This is a genomic window from Flavisolibacter ginsengisoli DSM 18119 (assembly GCF_900129295.1).
In the GTDB taxonomy this organism is placed as follows: domain Bacteria; phylum Bacteroidota; class Bacteroidia; order Chitinophagales; family Chitinophagaceae; genus Flavisolibacter; species Flavisolibacter ginsengisoli.
This window is the reverse complement of sequence record NZ_FQUU01000006.1, coordinates 1-14,186: the sequence shown is the minus strand read 5'-3', so window position 1 is coordinate 14,186 and position 14,186 is coordinate 1. Positions and strand designations below refer to the sequence as shown.

At 41.6% G+C, this 14,186-nt stretch carries 17 protein-coding genes and 1 other RNA gene; 12 read left to right on the top strand and 6 right to left on the bottom strand.

Annotation, left to right across the window (positions count from 1 at the left end; genetic code table 11):
* The first annotated feature begins 16 nt into the window (after positions 1-16).
* From BUA53_RS08495 to rnpB, 3 genes are all read left to right on the top strand, one after another.
* Positions 17-1,705 carry an amino acid permease gene (locus BUA53_RS08495; protein WP_245793070.1) on the top strand — a complete coding sequence of 563 codons (1,689 nt, stop codon included), beginning with the start codon at positions 17-19 and terminating at the stop codon, positions 1,703-1,705.
* A 136-nt stretch (positions 1,706-1,841) separates the two neighbouring features.
* Positions 1,842-2,852, top strand: a complete 1,011-nt coding sequence (locus tag BUA53_RS08490) for a Smr/MutS family protein (RefSeq protein WP_072834944.1) — start codon at positions 1,842-1,844, stop codon at positions 2,850-2,852.
* A 58-nt stretch (positions 2,853-2,910) separates the two neighbouring features.
* Positions 2,911-3,316, top strand: an RNA gene (rnpB, locus tag BUA53_RS08485) — RNase P RNA component class A.
* 2 nt (positions 3,317-3,318) lie between these two features.
* Here rnpB and BUA53_RS08480 read toward each other — a convergent pair.
* Positions 3,319-4,227: a CPBP family intramembrane glutamic endopeptidase gene (locus BUA53_RS08480; protein ID WP_072834943.1), complete on the bottom strand. Its 909-nt coding sequence runs from the start codon at positions 4,225-4,227 to the stop codon at positions 3,319-3,321.
* Positions 4,228-4,357: 130 nt separating this feature from the next.
* On the opposite strand from BUA53_RS08480, the gene BUA53_RS08475 reads away from it, so the two are divergent.
* The 3 genes from BUA53_RS08475 to BUA53_RS08465 all read left to right on the top strand — a co-directional run bounded on the left by BUA53_RS08475 (position 4,358) and on the right by BUA53_RS08465 (position 6,551).
* Positions 4,358-5,470: an esterase-like activity of phytase family protein gene (locus tag BUA53_RS08475; protein ID WP_072835111.1), complete on the top strand. Its 1,113-nt coding sequence runs from the start codon at positions 4,358-4,360 to the stop codon at positions 5,468-5,470.
* 80 nt (positions 5,471-5,550) lie between these two features.
* Positions 5,551-5,955 carry a hypothetical protein gene (locus tag BUA53_RS08470; protein WP_072834942.1) on the top strand — a complete coding sequence of 135 codons (405 nt, stop codon included), beginning with the start codon at positions 5,551-5,553 and terminating at the stop codon, positions 5,953-5,955.
* A gap of 113 nt (positions 5,956-6,068) precedes the next feature.
* Positions 6,069-6,551: a GAF domain-containing protein gene (locus BUA53_RS08465; protein WP_072834941.1), complete on the top strand. Its 483-nt coding sequence runs from the start codon at positions 6,069-6,071 to the stop codon at positions 6,549-6,551.
* Here BUA53_RS08465 and BUA53_RS08460 read toward each other — a convergent pair.
* Positions 6,539-6,862: a cupin domain-containing protein gene (locus BUA53_RS08460; protein ID WP_072834940.1), complete on the bottom strand. Its 324-nt coding sequence runs from the start codon at positions 6,860-6,862 to the stop codon at positions 6,539-6,541. The two genes, BUA53_RS08465 and BUA53_RS08460, sit on opposite strands and share 13 nt — an antisense overlap.
* Positions 6,863-6,942: 80 nt before the next feature.
* On the opposite strand from BUA53_RS08460, the gene BUA53_RS08455 reads away from it, so the two are divergent.
* Positions 6,943-7,158, top strand: a complete 216-nt coding sequence (locus tag BUA53_RS08455) for a hypothetical protein (protein WP_072834939.1) — start codon at positions 6,943-6,945, stop codon at positions 7,156-7,158.
* Between the two features lie 30 nt (positions 7,159-7,188).
* Positions 7,189-7,392: a hypothetical protein gene (locus BUA53_RS08450; protein WP_072834938.1), complete on the top strand. Its 204-nt coding sequence runs from the start codon at positions 7,189-7,191 to the stop codon at positions 7,390-7,392.
* A gap of 244 nt (positions 7,393-7,636) precedes the next feature.
* Here the strand turns inward: BUA53_RS08450 and BUA53_RS08445 are convergent, their stop codons facing one another.
* Positions 7,637-7,819, bottom strand: a complete 183-nt coding sequence (locus tag BUA53_RS08445; protein WP_072834937.1) for a hypothetical protein — start codon at positions 7,817-7,819, stop codon at positions 7,637-7,639.
* Positions 7,820-8,032: 213 nt separating this feature from the next.
* Positions 8,033-8,443, bottom strand: coding sequence for a hypothetical protein (locus BUA53_RS08440; RefSeq protein WP_072834936.1), 411 nt, complete (start codon positions 8,441-8,443; stop codon positions 8,033-8,035).
* Between the two features lie 517 nt (positions 8,444-8,960).
* Between BUA53_RS08440 and BUA53_RS08435 the strand changes: the two genes are divergently transcribed.
* Entirely contained in the window at positions 8,961-9,995 is a 1,035-nt protein-coding gene (locus tag BUA53_RS08435) for a LacI family DNA-binding transcriptional regulator (protein WP_072834935.1), read from the top strand.
* 18 nt (positions 9,996-10,013) lie between these two features.
* On the opposite strand, the gene BUA53_RS08430 is transcribed toward BUA53_RS08435, so the two are convergent.
* Positions 10,014-10,592, bottom strand: coding sequence for a DUF2202 domain-containing protein (locus BUA53_RS08430; protein WP_072834934.1), 579 nt, complete (start codon positions 10,590-10,592; stop codon positions 10,014-10,016).
* A gap of 208 nt (positions 10,593-10,800) precedes the next feature.
* On the opposite strand from BUA53_RS08430, the gene BUA53_RS21545 reads away from it, so the two are divergent.
* Genes BUA53_RS21545 through BUA53_RS08420 form a run of 3 tightly spaced genes read left to right on the top strand, consistent with a single transcriptional unit; the run spans position 10,801 to position 13,881 of the window.
* On the top strand, positions 10,801-11,724 hold the full coding sequence (locus tag BUA53_RS21545; RefSeq protein WP_245793068.1) for a phytoene desaturase family protein: 924 nt from the start codon (positions 10,801-10,803) through the stop codon (positions 11,722-11,724).
* Between the two features lie 33 nt (positions 11,725-11,757).
* On the top strand, positions 11,758-12,258 hold the full coding sequence (locus tag BUA53_RS21540; protein ID WP_245793066.1) for a phytoene desaturase family protein: 501 nt from the start codon (positions 11,758-11,760) through the stop codon (positions 12,256-12,258).
* A gap of 39 nt (positions 12,259-12,297) precedes the next feature.
* Positions 12,298-13,881, top strand: coding sequence for a lipase maturation factor family protein (locus BUA53_RS08420; protein ID WP_084079918.1), 1,584 nt, complete (start codon positions 12,298-12,300; stop codon positions 13,879-13,881).
* 96 nt (positions 13,882-13,977) lie between these two features.
* Here BUA53_RS08420 and BUA53_RS08415 read toward each other — a convergent pair.
* Positions 13,978-14,186, bottom strand: a 209-nt coding sequence (locus tag BUA53_RS08415; protein WP_175546040.1) for a transposase, incomplete at its 5' end; no start/stop codon positions are given.

The window sequence follows — 14,186 nt, the reverse complement described above, 5'->3', positions numbered from 1 at the left end:
TTGAGCCCTTCAAATAATGTATTGGATGACAAATCAATTGCTTAGGAAGAAATCTATACCTACCATTTTAAGAGAAGCAGAAGAGGGTTTACATGATAGTGAAGGGCATAGTTCGGGGTTAAAAAAGGTGCTGGGGGTTCGGGACCTCACCTTTATGGGTATTGCCGCTGTTATCGGAGCAGGTATTTTCAGCAGTATCGGCAATGCCAGCTATAATGGTGGCCCTGGTGTCATTTTCCTTTATATGTTCACCGCTATCGCCTGTGGCTTTGCAGCCCTTTGCTATGCGGAATTTGCTTCCACAGTGCCTGTATCAGGAAGTGCCTATACCTATTCCTATGTTGCCTTTGGGGAGATATTTGCATGGATCATTGGCTGGGACCTGTTAATGGAATACGCCATTGGTAATGTGGTGGTGGCTATTTCCTGGAGTGAATATTTTACCGGCCTTTTAGATAAAGCTGGCATGCATATACCTGATTGGCTCACCATGGATTATGTAACTGCCCAGAGAGGGTTTGCAGAGGGTACAGAAGCTGCAGTTCGTGCCTGGACGAATGCTCCCCAGATTTTCGGTCTCAGAATATTAATGGATGTTCCTGCCTTCCTTATAGTAGCGTTGATTACCTATGTAGTTTTTATAGGCATAAAAGAGTCCAGGTCATTGAGTAATATCATGGTGATCATTAAACTGGCAGTGGTTTTTTTAGTGATCGTCCTGGGAGCTTATTATGTCAACCCCAAAAACTGGTCGCCTTTTACACCTAATGGTATCAGTGGCATCCTTAAAGGCGTATCTGCTGTATTCTTTGCATATATAGGGTTTGATGCTATTTCTACCACTGCAGAAGAATGCAAGGATCCGCAAAGAGATCTGCCTAAAGGAATGATCTATTCCCTGATTATCTGCACAGTGCTTTATGTGTTGTTGGCATTGGTACTAACAGGCATGATCCCCTATACTAAATTGAATGTGGGTGATCCATTAGCTGAAGTATTCGATCAGCGTGGTTTGTACTGGGTTTCGGGTATTGTAGCTGTCAGTGCCATCATTGCTACTGCCAGTGTGCTTTTGGTTTTCCAGTTAGGCCAGCCACGAATCTGGATGAGCATGAGTAGGGATGGATTATTGCCAAAGATATTTTCACGTATCCACCCAAAATACCAAACGCCATCTTTTTCTACCATCCTTACGGGCCTGGTAGTCGGTATTCCGGCGCTTTTTCTCAATATCGAGGTATTGCTTGCCCTGACAAGCATAGGAACCCTGTTTGCCTTTGTGCTGGTATGTGCGGGTGTGATTGTTTTGCAAAAGCAAAAGAACAGGGCTGAATCTAAATTCAGGGTGCCACACGTAAGCGGTAAGTACATTATTCCTGCTTTGTTTATTGCTTCTGTGATCCTGGTGATTAAGTATAACCCTGAACACTTTCAAAATGTGCTTACAAAAGAAGGATTCCCTATGGGCATTTTTTGGGTGGTTGCAGCAATCATCGCAGTACTATCTTTTGTTAAGGATTTCTCCCTGATCCCGGTCTTGGGGTTTACCAGTTGCTTCTACCTGATGGCCCAGGAAAGTCATACCAACTGGTACCGCTTCCTTATATGGCTTGCCATTGGACTGGTGGTATACTTTACCTATGGATTTAAAAACAGCCGGCTGGCAAAGGAAACATTAGCTGGTGCGGGAACACCTCTTGGATAGTCCTTGCGGTTATTGTTTTCAACCTTGTTAATTCTAAAGGCGTACATCATTGGTTGGCCCGCTGTTTCTTGTTTCAAACGTACCTTTACACGTTGTTTTTCCATGCATTTAACAGCTAATAAGCGTTTTTAAGAACATGAAGTACCAGTTAGGCGATAAGATTGTAGTGTTGCATTCCAATGAGGAAGGTGAGATCATTGATATTATAAATGACAAAATGGTTATGATAGAGGTCAGGGGTGTAAAGTTCCCTGCCTATATGGACCAGATTGATTTTCCTTATTTCAAAAGATTTACAGAGAAGAAATTATTTCCACCAAAGAAGGAAAAAAAGTATGTAGAGGATGTCAGGAAGGAAAAAGCGCCTGTTACAAGAGTGGCTGATGGCGTCTGGCTTTCTTTTCTTCCCAAATTTGAAACAGATGAATTTGGAGATGACGTGGTGGTGGAGTTGAAAGTGCACCTGGTTAACAGAACCGAAAAAGCATACAATTTTAATTACTACCTGCAGTTCTTTGGCAGGTCAGAATTTGAGATAAGGAATGAGGTTAATTCATTTGGTGATTTTTACCTGCATGATATTCCATTTGAGGATATGAATGACAGTCCCAACTTTACCTTTGAATTCTCTTTACTGAACCCCGAAAAACATAAGGCTGATTATTATGAATCTAGCCTGAAGCTTAAGCCAAAGCAATTGTTTGACAGGATAGAATTACTAAAGCAAAAAGGTGAAGCTACATTTGCCTATAAATTATTTGATACATTCCCCGATAAACCTAAGGATGAAACCATAGACCTTGATGCTTCACCCAAGGGCGTTAAAGTATATAGTCTAAAAGACATTCGAAAACACCTTCAGCCTGCCCGCACTGTTGTAGACCTGCACATTGAAAAGTTGTCTGATAACTGGAAGCACTTATCGAATGGTGAAATATTACATTTACAGCTAAAGGAGTTTGAAAAATGGTATGAGCTGGCATTAGCTCACCATCAGTCTCAATTGATCATCATTCACGGTGTAGGTAGTGGAAAGCTTAGAGACGAGATACATGATATCCTCCGTTTAAAAAAAGAAGTGAAATCCTTTGTGAACCAATACCATCCTTCTTTTGGTTATGGCGCTACTGAGATCTTTTTCAAATGATATTTGCTGCCGGCAGTGTCTAAATTTGATGATCATTATTTCAGTGTACCTTTGTTCTACTGCAAGCTATGCTATCGATCCTGATACTCTTTTCACCTTACGGTGAATTAGGGTTGTTAGGGTAGGAAAGTCCGGACAGCGCAGAGCAACGTACCGGTTAACAGCCGGCTCCCGGGTTTCCGGGACGAGACAGTGCCACAGAAAATAACCGCCAGTTAGATGTTTTCATCAAACTGGTAAGGGTGAAAATGTGGGGTAAAAGCCCACAACTGTTATTAGTAATAATAAGAGGGGGTAAACCTTGCGTGCTGAAATGCCATGTATACCAACGCCTGAGGGCTGCTCGCCCGATGTTGGGTGGGTAGGCAGATACATTCCTGTAGCAATACAGGAAGCAGATAAATGATAGCAGCTTTGATGTTCGCATTAAAGTACAGAAACCGGCTTACAGGCTTGCAGTATTTTTTCAATAGTATATATTCCCCAGCCATCCGCCAATTTCCATCAACCAGGCAATGCCCAGGTGAACAATGACTCCTCCCCAAATAGTCCTTGTATTATAAGTTATTACTCCAAGTATGATGCCTCCAAAAAAAGAGCTGATACATTCGGCCATAGGTTTGCCAAAATGAATGGCGCAATAAAAAACAGCCATGGGCAGGATAGAATCCTTACCGGCATACTTTATAAAACCCAGGATTAAAAAGCCACGAAAGAATAATTCAATGGTTATAAAATCAGACCCATAGGAAAGTTCATATATTAATTGATACAACCATTTTCCCTTCTCTGAAGGCCAGGAATGGAGGTTTTTAAGTTTGGGATAGACATCCAAAAAATCAGGCTGTGTGGAAGCTGCCGCTATCAATGGCACCATGATAAATAATATGCCGATATAAGGAGCAACCTTAAAGCCTGGAGCATCTGTTCCATAAAATGGCTGTTCAGGTGCATATATTTTCCATGTAATGAACAACACCAGGGAAATGACAAACAGTAACAAAGGCCAATAAATTACATGGTTGATGTATTCATTCCATCGAATTGAGTTGGTGAAATGAACATTTATAGTATACACCATTTTCCAGGCAAATAAGGCCGGGGCTACTATTAGTAAAGCAATAAAACTGGTGTTGGAAAATAAAGGTTTTCCTGTTGCTAAGGAATAGATTATATAAGGAAAAGCAAATGCTATTAAAAATACCAGCAACCAGCATGCATACTGTATTTGAACTGGAGATCCATGGATCTTCCTGTACAATTCAAAATGGTAATTCAGGAAAATGCCTGCAGCAGCAAGCAAACTGCAAAAGACCAGCATCATTTTATCAAGCCCGGTAATATATTCCTTTAAATAGAACAGGATTTTTTTCATTCAGTTTATACATCTATTACACTACAATATTATACCCGCGGGCAGAGGAATAACAGATTTTTCTATGAATTAAAATTCGTTTGCCCAATCAACAAAAGATACAGCAATTTTGCCCTTTGAAATGACAGTTATGAAATATGGATATAGTGCTTTCCTGTTGTTCTTTTTATTTGGTTGTGCTACACAACGCAGGTTTAGCATAGATAATAACACCCAATTGCAGTACCTGGGACAATACACCATACCCCTGAAAGCACAATACAATGGAACTACCGTGGGAGGTTTATCGGGTATAGACTACGATGCTAAAAAAGATGTGTATTACATTATCTCGGATGATGGTTCCAAGATTGATCCTGCCCGGGTATACAAGGCAAAGATCCAGCTTGGTGATAAAGGCATTGATACAGTGCAATTCCTCTCAGTAACTACGTTATTGAATCAACACCAAACTCCTTATTTACCTGCCACTATTGATCCTGAGGCAATACGGTATTTTCAGCCAGCCGATCAAATTGTTTGGAGTAGTGAGGGAGAAAGGACAAGGAAAAATAATGAATGGACTTTACGCGATCCTTCGGTGTTCATCAGTAGCCTGGATGGGAAATGGATGGATAGTTTTCTTTTGCCGGCCAACTTACATATGAGCCAACTGGAAAAAGGTCCAAGAAACAATGGTTCGTTTGAAGGAATAAGTTTTGACAAAAAATACCGTTCCTTATATGTAAATGTGGAGGAGCCTCTTTTTGAAGATGGAGTACAGGCAGCCACTGCCGATACCTTCGCATGGACACGCATCATAAAGTTTGATGTAAAAACGCGTAAACCTTTAGCTCAATATGCTTATAAGACAGATCCCGTGGCATATCCTGCACAACCTGCAGGTGCCTTTAAAATAAATGGTGTTTCAGAGATATTCTGGATGGCTGAAAATAAGTTACTGACTATTGAGCGCTCCTTCTCAACAGGCCGTGCAGGTTGTGTCATCAAGCTTTACCTGGCAGACCTTCAACATGCATCGGATGTATCTTCCATTACATCCCTGTTGACAGCAAAAAATGTAAGGCCTGTAGCAAAGAAATTAGTTTTAAATATGGAGGAATTACCAATCCCGGTGTATAATATTGAAGGTGTAACCTGGGGCCCTGTACTTCCAAATGGTCATGCAACTCTTTTGTTTGTAGCTGATGATAATTTTTCATTAGTTGACAAAACACAGTTCCTGCTTTTTGAGTTAAAATAGGACTGGTGGTCAGGTTTTGATTAGCTTTTAACCTTGCTTAACATCAGAAATAAATACCTTACTGGTCTAAAAACAAACAAATGAAAAAACTGTTTTTCCTGGTGGTGCTGTTTACCATGGTATATTCAACAAAGGTTGATGCGCAACAGAATGGTGACAGGGACCCTGCCGCTATGATGCAAAGAATGAAGGAAAGAATAAAACCTTCCCTTATTGAAAAAACAAAGCTTACCGATGCACAGGCAGATAAGGTTATCGAGATCAATTTTAGTAACCAGCGCAAAAGAAGGGATATCAGGATGGATCAAACCTTAACAGATGAAGAAAGAACTAAAAAGAATACGGAATTACTGGAAGCTCAAAATGCATCCTTAAAAGCTATTCCACTTACAGACGACCAGGTAAAGGATGTCAATACTTTTTTTGAAGAAATGAGGAAGGAACAAATGCAACGGCGACAGAATTCCGGAAATGGCGGTAATTAATTAATACACATATATTCAAAAATTATAGCTGCTTGTTATGGGCAGCTTTTTTTATATCCAACCAATCCGGTGAACTTTTGTTACCATAATTCCATGGTTTATCTTTACAGGTTATGGCTGAAGACTTATCAATAATCATCGGTACAAAAGAGGAACAATATGAAGCCCTGGTACCCCAGATCAAGGGTTTGTTAGAAGGTGAGACGGACCTGGTAGCTAATCTTGGAAATGTAGCTGCAGCTTTAAAAGAACAATTTGGATGGTTGTGGGTGGGCTTCTACCTGGTGAAAGATAATGAACTGGTTCTAGGCCCATTCCAGGGACCGGTTGCCTGTACACGTATTAAAAAAGGGCGGGGAGTTTGTGGAGCCTCCTGGGAAAAAGCGGAAACACTTATTGTTCCGGATGTTGAAAAATTTCCAGGGCATATTGCCTGCAGCAGTTTATCCAGGTCGGAAATTGTAGTGCCCATCATATATAATAATGAAGTGATAGCTATCCTGGATGCTGATAGTGCTGAGCTTGAGCATTTCGATAACACGGACAAAATATACCTGGAACAGATTGTTCAGCTTGTCAGTTTTCAAAATTTATAATCTTCTCTTTCAGGCGTAAATACATCAAGTAATTCACAATCTGTCAGGGCACGACCTCCATGAGGGATGTTGGGTGGAATTACTGCTATTATTCCTGGTATTAATATTTTGATTTCTCCTTCTACGATCAATTCAAATTTCCCCTTTAAAACGTGCGCTACCTGTTCATGTATATGGTTATGAATTGGCATGGCGGCACCGGCTTCTACTGTCCAATACATCAGGGTGGTTGTGCCTGTATGTACGGCCCTTCCTGTATACCCTTTAATAACTTCCCGAGAATTTAATGTAGTAATTTCTATGAAGGCCATTTCTATAAATTGGTCTAAAGATAATTGTTTCTGTAAGCCATTGCGGCATAGTATTTATTGACTATCTTATAAATAATTTTATGAAAAAGGCAAATAATAATCCTAAGCAGGGACATCATGAACACCCATTGGCAAAGGAAATTTCTGCTGACCAAAAACAAATAAATGAAAGAGCCCATGATGAGGCTTTGAATGATATTGATAATGATCCGGACCTAAGTGCTTCTAGCCCTAATGACGATTTGGATGAAGGAGAGTCAGCAAGGCTGGGAGAGGAGAAAACAGATTTGGTATAAAATTTACGGATTCAATTAATAAATGCAATCATGTCACGGAATAATAATAATAACAATAATCAAAGAGATCGTAAGCCTGGTATGGCGGAAGGTGTAAGGTCGTCCGATGATAGAAATTATCCTTCTGCACGAACTGGCAGGGAAAAGAATATGCAAAGCGTATCTTCTAACAATCGTTCAGAACTCAGGAGAAGCGACAGGGAAAATGATCTCTATGAAAGACAAAGTATATGATCGGTTTTAAATCATGGTCATACTAACTTCAAAGAGCCTGAATGTAATTCTCCAGGCGCTACTTCGAACTTTGTAATTCAATAGCATTTCCTTACTCTTTTATTTAAATACCCTCCCAACTACATAAGATCAATAATACCATCATTGTACCCACTGGTGATACAATGAAAACCCCGGTATAATACCGGGGTAATCTGTGCTTTCATGTGTTCTATTGGTAATGCAATAGAAATAAAGGGGTACTTTATTTTTTCCTTAAGGGTGCCAAAAAGAAATTTGGACTGGCCCAATATTGAAGAGGATGCATTGCATAATGGGCTGCTTCCTCGTTTGTATTTTTATTGCTTGCAGGTATAGCCGTTTCCTCTTTTTGGGCCCTGATCTTTACATATCTTTTTTCCTGGTCTTGAGTGGTCGTGTTTTTCATGTTTCTATATTTTAATACTTTAAGATTGCCGGCTGGAAAGCCGCTTTCTTTGGAAGTGCAAAAGTAGGGCCATCTGTTTAAACGTTTAAACACATTGCCCGACTTTAACAATTTTGACTTGTCTGGAATCAAACATCAACAAGATCAGGTGAATAAGGTGCCCATGTCAAAGCAAACGGCTCCTTACACCTTACCTTGTTAATGTCAATCAATTTAAAGTTTGGTAACTGTTACATCTTCAACAGTATAGCTGGATGTGTTGATCTCCAGGGTTTGTGTATGCCTGGTCTTGCCGGAAGTGAAAACAAATGTCAATTTAACATCTGGAGCATCACCCTGGGCTACCTGGAATTTCTTTGAGAAGTTTTGCTCATTGAATTTGGTAGTATACAATATATTTCCATCTGCATCCTGAACAGATAAAGCCCATGGCTGGCTGTTGGCATTTTCAAAATTTACCTGCACAACGTGTTGTCCTTCACTTTTTCCAAGGTAGTTGATGCCTGGCTTTTGATTTCCTGTGACGTCGTGCGCCATAGCACTTGTTCCACTAACCAATATAACCAGGAAAAATAAAATACTTGTTGCGATTGTTCTCATTGGATTCTTTGTTTGCGTTTTCATATTTGAAATGTTTAATTAATAAAAAAATAATTGTTCATGAAAAGCAATCGGTAGGAGCAGGCAATTATTAGGAACCGGGTGGTTCAGGTTTTTCGTTATGCAAACTTAGTTGCAAATAATAGCTGTTGCAACACCAATTTATGGCACATCTATGATCGCAAACTTTATATGGATCTTTAAAATCAGCCATGGTGGCTGTTTGTAGCCGATGTTTCTTATTATTTCCAATGCTATATTACCGTATTGTTAAGGCTTCAAACAAAAAAAAGTCCGTTGTAGAAACAACGGACGACTAACGATTGCTTGCTATATGAAGAGTTGAAATATCGTGTTTGCGATTTTAGTGCTTTGCGATCCTTTTCTATCTGATCATGCACTAAGACGACACAAATGTAGTAGTTTTGTTTAAACGTTTAAACAAAAAAATAGGTAAACTGCTGAAATTTTAACAAATTGCCATTATTTATTACTTTTCATTAATCAGGTATGATTAACTTGTTCCTGTTTATTGCCATTTATGAAGAAAAAGGTATCATTAAAAGATATAGCCCAGAAGGTAGGCGTTTCCATTGCATTGGTTTCCTATGTATTGAATAATAAAAAGCAAGGCAGGATCAGTGAAGAAATATCAAAGAAGATCAGGGATACGGCGCAGAAGTTGAATTATCGTCCTAACCAGATAGCTAAAAGCCTGAAGACAAATAAAACCAATACTATTGGACTGGTAGTTGCCGATATCGCCAATCCTTTTTCTTCCACTATTGCCCGCATTATAGAGGATGAAGCAGAGAAAAACAATTACACAGTCATTGTCGGCAGTTCAGATGAAAAGGAAGAACGTTCCAAAAGGATCATTAACGTAATGCTGGACCGGCAAGTGGATGGGATCATCTTTGCCCCTGCTGCAAATGACCAGCCGCTGATTGAATACCTGCAAAAAAGCAAAGTTCCATTTGTATTGATCGACCGTTACTTCCCGGGTCTGAAGGTGAATTACGTGGCAGTAAATAATACCGAAGCTTCCTTTACAGGCGTGGAACACCTGGTGATGGCTGGTTGCCGCAGGATCGGCTTCATCGGATTTAAAACTACCTTATCCCATTTGCAGGACCGTAAAAAGGGCTACCAGTCCGCTTTAAAAAAGAATGGTATAACGGTCAGCAAAAGCTGGATAAAAGAAGTTCCTATTGATACTTCTGCAGAAGAGGTTAAGGAAGCTATTAAGGCTTTACTTGCATTGCCCGAACCCATTGATGCCCTGTTTTTTGCAAGTAACAAAGTTTCAACCCTCGGCTTGAAGTATATCAACAGGCTGGGTTTAAAAGTGCCGAATGACCTTAAGATCCTGAGTTTTGACCAGTCAGATGCTACTGACCTGTTTTATGCCACGCTTACACATATCCGTCAGCCCCTTGATGAAATGGGAAAAGTTGCGGTTCAAACCCTCGTTGAATTAATGACCCGGCCCAAAAAGATCACTCAAATTCACCTGCCGGCAAAACTGGTTATTGGTCAATCAACTGGTGTCAACACTATCGAACAGCCAGTATAATCTGTTAGCCGCATACTACTATTGATTGATGATATTCCTGAAGTCCTTTTGTTCCAGGAATCCTGGCTCATAGGTAATGCCATACATTTTAAGTCGCCTGTTGAAAGCCTGCAGATTATTTTTAGAACCCATGGCCAGGATATCAAATGTATGCAGCAGGTCAGATTTAATGGTGACTGCTTTTGCATTATGAAGTACCTGAAGGCTCATTTCCTCCAGCCTTGCCCCCATTTTCAATGCATCAACCACAGACAACGATCCTTTAGATATAGATTCCTGGTAAATGGTTTCAGCCTGTGGAGTAGTAAACGTTGCTGCACTGTTTCCTGGTTCGTTTGTTTCAAGTTCAAGGGCATAATTATCTGCAACATCATCCAGGAAACTTACATGTTGGCTCTCAGCAGACCTGATATTACCAAACGGGTTAATACCCCAGATGGCATATAAAGAATCATATACAAATAATGACAGTTTTTGGTTCTCGTGCACAACAATCAAGGCGTTGGTTTCTGCTGTTGAGAGAGTCGTCTTCTGGGCTTTAGCACTTGTAAATATGGCACAGGCACAGATCAGCAGGCATACGGGGATTGGTTTCATTTGAATTGCTTAAAGGTTAAGGAAAAAGGTTAACTGAATATACCTTTTTATTTGTTTTCCCGGGGTAAATATTTCCAAATTATTAATGGATTAAATACACTGTTGAATTTCCAGGAGAATAAACAATAGGGGGAATGATAATTGAATAATTGTAAAGGTCTCTTTTAGAATAAGCTCAGAACAATAGCTGCTTAATAGTATCTCATCCATGCCAACAGGTAAGAAAGACTTTGATGCCATAGTTGTAGGTTCAGGACCTAATGGTTTGGCTGCTGCCATTGCCATGCAACAGCAACACCTTTCGGTGTTATTGATAGAAGGAAAGGAGACTATTGGTGGAGGTTTACGTACACAAGAACTGACCCTGCCGGGATTTATACATGATGTCTGTTCTGCTATTCACCCCCTGGCCTTAGCCTCTCCATTTTTCAAAAGCCTTCCCTTGCATGACCATGGCCTGGAATATATCTTTCCTCCCATACCGGCAGCCCACCCATTTGAAGATGGCACCGAAGCTGTTCTCCTACCTGGCTTGGATAAAACTGCAAAACTCCTGGGCCAGGATCAAGACGCTTATAAACAATTGTTAGCTCTATTGGTAGGGAGCTGGCCTAAAATAGCAAATGATATCCTTGCGCCACTGCATTTACCCGCGCATCCTTACCTTATGGCTCAATTTGGATGGAAGGCCCTTTCTTCAGCAACGTCCATGTCTAAGCGCTTTATCACCCCGGAAGCAAAAGCATTATGGGCAGGAATGGCTGCACATGCTTTACAGCCTCTTTCCAATATTGCCACCTCAGCCATTGCCCTTGTTTTGCTGATCACAGCGCATACAGGTGGATGGCCTCTTGCAAAAGGAGGCTCCCAATCTATTGCCCATGCCTTAGCATCTTATTTTGTTTCATTGGGCGGTAAGATTCAAACCAATTTTTATGTGCATTCCATGGAGCAATTACCTTCTGCACATGCCATTCTATTTGATATCACACCCCGGCAGTTACTCCAAATTGCTGGTCATAGCTTATCAAGCTTGTATAAATGGCAATTGAACCACTACAGGTATGGAATGGGTGTATATAAGATCGATTGGGCATTGGCGGAACCTATTCCTTTTATAGCGCCACATTGACGGCAGGCAGGCACCATTCACTTTGGAAATACAATGGAAGAGATAGTAGAAGCTGAAAAGTCAACAGCCGCAGGTGCACATCCACAACAGCCTTTTGTGATCCTTGCGCAACCGGGCTTATTTGATCCTTCAAGAGCACCATCAGGTAAACATACTGCCTGGGCCTACTGCCATGTGCCCAATGGTTCTACGGTGGATATGACAACCCGTATAGAAAACCAGGTGGAAAGGTTTGCCCCGGGATTTAAAGAGCGTATCCTCGGCAGGCATGTAATGAATACAGTAGATATGGAAAAATACAATCCTAATTATATCGGTGGAGATATCAATGGAGGTATCATAGACATACGGCAATTATTTACAAGACCTGCATTGCGCTGGTCGCCTTATAAGACCTCAGCCAAAGGCATCTATTTATGTTCTTCTTCTACACCACCTGGTGGGGGTGTGCATGGTATGTGTGGATACCATGCCGCCAAAAGAGCTATGAAGGATGTATTCGGTATTAATGCCCGGCTACCATCACCCAAATAGACAACCAGGCATTTTCATTGCTGCATTTATATCATCACTATGCAACTAGAACAATACCAGGAAGAACATTACCCAATAGCACCGGGTAATGGCCCAGGCAATGAGGAAAGCGTAGAGCATAACATCACAAACCCTGGTTACTGGCTTACCCGGTTCATGATCCTCCGTTTACTGGGACTGGTATATGCCATTGCATTTCTCGTGGCCATTAACCAGGTATTGCCATTGATTGGTTCTCATGGATTGACACCTGTCAATCTTTACCTCGACAGGGTAACGGCTGCCTATGGATCTGTGGCCGCCGGGTTTCTGCGCCTGCCTTCCCTGTTTTGGTTCTCGCATTCAGATGCAGCTTTTATGATCTTAGGCTGGACGGGTCTTTTACTTGCTTTGCTAGTAATGGCTGGATATGCCAATGCTATTATCATGGCAATGCTGTGGGTACTCTATATGTCCTTCGTTCATGTAGGACAGGAGTGGTATGGCTACGGATGGGAAATACAGTTGACCGAAACCGGTTTCCTGGCGATTTTTTTATGTCCTCTCTTAGATATGCGTCCCTTTCCTAAAAGAGCACCACCGTTTCTTATTATCATCCTTTTCCGCTGGCTCATCTTCCGCATCATGTTTGGAGCAAGCCTTATCAAATTGCGTGGTGATGCCATCTGGCGCAATGCTACCGCCTTGTATTACCAGTTTGAGACCCAACCCATACCAGGGCCCTTAAGCAGGTGGTTTCATTTTCTGCCACATACATGGTTGAAAGCGGGTGTTTGGTTCAATCACCTGGCAGAACTGGTAGCTCCCTGGTTTGTATTCTGGCCCCGGCTGGCGCGCCATATAGCAGGGGTGGTGATCATTCTCTTCCAATTGAATATTTTCCTGAGTGGTAACCTGTCCTTTTTAAATGTGCTAACCGTTATACCAGCATTGGCCTGCCTGGATGATGGGTTCTGGAGCAGGATCCTGCCACGGCAACTGGTGGAGAAGGCGCAGGAGGCTTCCGCGCATGCTATTGAATCAAAACCCATGCACACCACTGCCATGGTAATAACCATTGTCATTGGATTACTGAGTATCCGCCCCGCCATTAACCTGTTATCTCCACGTCAAATCATGAATACTTCCTTCGATCCGCTTGATCTTGTTAATACCTATGGCGCTTTTGGAACGGTAGGTAAGGAGCGCCTTAACGTAGTTCTTGAAGGCACTATGGATAATGATACGAGTGATGCCGCGCACTGGAAGCCCTATATCTACAAGGGCCTGCCTGTCCTCCTGGATCAACCCTCACCCCAAATAGCGCCCTACCAATTACGACTTGACTGGCAAATGTGGTTTGCCTCCATGTCCACACCTAACGAGTACCCATGGACGCTGCACCTGGTGTATAAACTCCTGCATAACGACCGGGATGCCGTGGGGCTTTTCGCTAAAGACCCTTTCAATGGTACGCCGCCCAGGTACATCAGGGCCATCTTATACCGGTATGCATTTGCCCCGCCCGGAAACCCACAGGGACTTTGGTGGAAAAGGGAAAGGATAGATACCTGGCTTCCACCTATGTCGGCTAATGATAAGATCCTGTTGGATTTTTTAAAGGCTGAAGGCTGGAACCCCTGATTCTGCCAGCAAGACAGGCAAATGGTACATAAAGAGAGTGTTAACATAACTGTGTAAACTGGTTTTCTATCCAGTTTAGATAACTGTGCAAAGGGTTTATGATTCAACATCACATCTATCTTGACCAAATATATCAATAAAGTTTACAAGCATGGTAGCCCAGTCATCCTGTGGCTGGCTCCATTTTTTGGCTATTTGCATCAGTGCCAGGTACACTACTTTTTCTACTGCCTGGTCGTTGGGCAGGCTGCATTTTGTCTTTGTGTACTTTCTTATGATCCTGTTAATGTTCTCAATAATATTGG